We start from the raw sequence: 1866 nt of genomic DNA, 5'->3' as shown, positions 1-1866 counted from the left end.
TTAAGCCTGGGTATCTGTATAACTGGCTGCCCGTTGAGTGAGTACTGGACGTATTCAGGTATCTCGTTCTCGTTCTCCACAATGGCTCTGACAGTAAGCCAGTCGCCATCGTAGGTCTCTCCGTCAACAGGTTCAGTGATGTTCACGCCGGTAGCGGAGATAACAAAAAGTACAAAGCAGGCTGTGATTCCCATAATACGCTCCCTATTCTTCTATTCAGTAATTACACTTATGAATCCATCATCTCAACAGGCACAGGCCGGTTGTTTCCGTGATATTTCCGGATTGAATCCTGCAGAAGTAAAGTCCGGCTGAAACAGGCTCCCCGTTTCGACTTCTTCCATCCCAATGCACCGAATGTACTCCAGCCATAAGCTCTGAACTTTCAAGGGTAGAAATAATTCTGCCAGAAAGATCATACACTTCAATTGAGGTGAATCCCGGTTCTGAAAGCTCGAATGTAATAAGTGCTGAGGAATGGAAGGGATTCGGTCTGGCGCAAAGACCAAGGCGGTGGGAAGGCTCCAGGTTGATTCCTGTTTCTGTTACGGCAAAGCTTATGGTGTCTGCTGCAACAGGAATACCTTCGTCGAAGGATGTCACTATCAGCTCGTTCGACCCCACATCCGCGAACAGATCGTCTCGATAAGTGTACTTCAAACCGGTTCCGAAGGCGTAGAGATTCAAGTCAGTGGCTGCTATGTAAACAACACCATCGGTAATGGCCGGGCTGGACACAATTCCTAACAGGCCACCATAGGTGATGTAGCTCCAAACCTCTGCTCCTGTTTCACAGTCCAGAGCCACAACTCTGGCAGTGTTTGTGAAGCATTCCCCATAGAAAACCATGCCGTCCGCAATGCCGGAAGAGCCGTGCTGGTAACCTGGTACGGACCAGATTGTTCTGCCGTTGGAAGCATCCAGACAATTATAGGTATCATCCTGATCAGCAAAAAAGAGCCTGCCATCGTGATAGGCGGGAGTAGCTGTGATAGAGTATGCGGGACCAATATATGCCTCCCAGACGGTTGTCCCTGTTATTGCGTCAATTGCCCGCATCTTGCCGTCATTTCCACCTATGTATATCAAACTGTCTACAACCACCGGAGAAGAATCCCAGTAGCCATCATAGCTATCGGTATTTTCCCAGATGATCGAGCCTGTATTGGCTTCCAGGGCGTACAAAGGACCCATGCAAGTTGGGATAAAAACCATACCGTTCCATACCGTCAAACAGCTCGCTGTATTTCCAGAGAGTGTATCCGCCCATATTTCCGTACCTGTTGCCGCATCAAAACAATAGACATAAGATATGTCTAGATACTCATCACGTCGTCCACAGTACACACTGTTATCAACCGCTGCAGGGGTGCTTCCAGAGTAATCAGCATCTCCGTTAGCCCAGATCCTCTCACCGGTTAAGGCATCCAGGCACCAAAGTGAATCGCTTGCGGTGTAAAGGTAACCGTTCTTTACTGTAACTGCGTCATCTGTAGCTCCAACACGATATTTCCATATCAGCTCGCCTGTAGCAGCATCAAGGGCATACAGGGTGTCATTGCCATGATCCGAGGGATAGTACACAATTCCATCTACTATAACCGGTGTTGGGAACTCGTGATGAAACCCTGTGACCTGTGCGGTCCATAGTATCATGTTGTCCGTAGGAGCAGGCGATTCGGAAAAGCCATGATGCAGATCATTCTGCATGTATGTGTACCAGTCGGTGTTTAACCGGGGGATCTGTACAACTGGCTCGCCGTTGAGGGAGTAGTGAACTGAATCAGGGAGTTCGTTTTCATTCTCTACAATAGCTCTTACAGTGAGTAGGTCACTGATGTTGTATGATTCTCCGTCAACAGGTTC

General features: G+C 48.4%; 2 protein-coding genes. Both read right to left on the bottom strand.

From position 1 onward, the window contains the following. A partial coding sequence (locus K8R76_06785; GenBank protein MCD4847880.1) for a hypothetical protein occupies positions 1 to 194 on the bottom strand: 194 nt, incomplete at its 3' end. A gap of 46 nt (positions 195 to 240) precedes the next feature. Next, positions 241 to 1866, bottom strand: a 1626-nt coding sequence (locus tag K8R76_06780; protein ID MCD4847879.1) for a PQQ-binding-like beta-propeller repeat protein, incomplete at its 5' end; no start/stop codon positions are given.

It is taken from the genome of Candidatus Aegiribacteria sp. (assembly GCA_021108435.1).
Lineage (GTDB): Bacteria > Fermentibacterota > Fermentibacteria > Fermentibacterales > JCC-6 > Aegiribacteria.
Note: the sequence above shows the minus strand (reverse complement) of the source record. Positions and strands in the feature narration are given on the sequence as shown.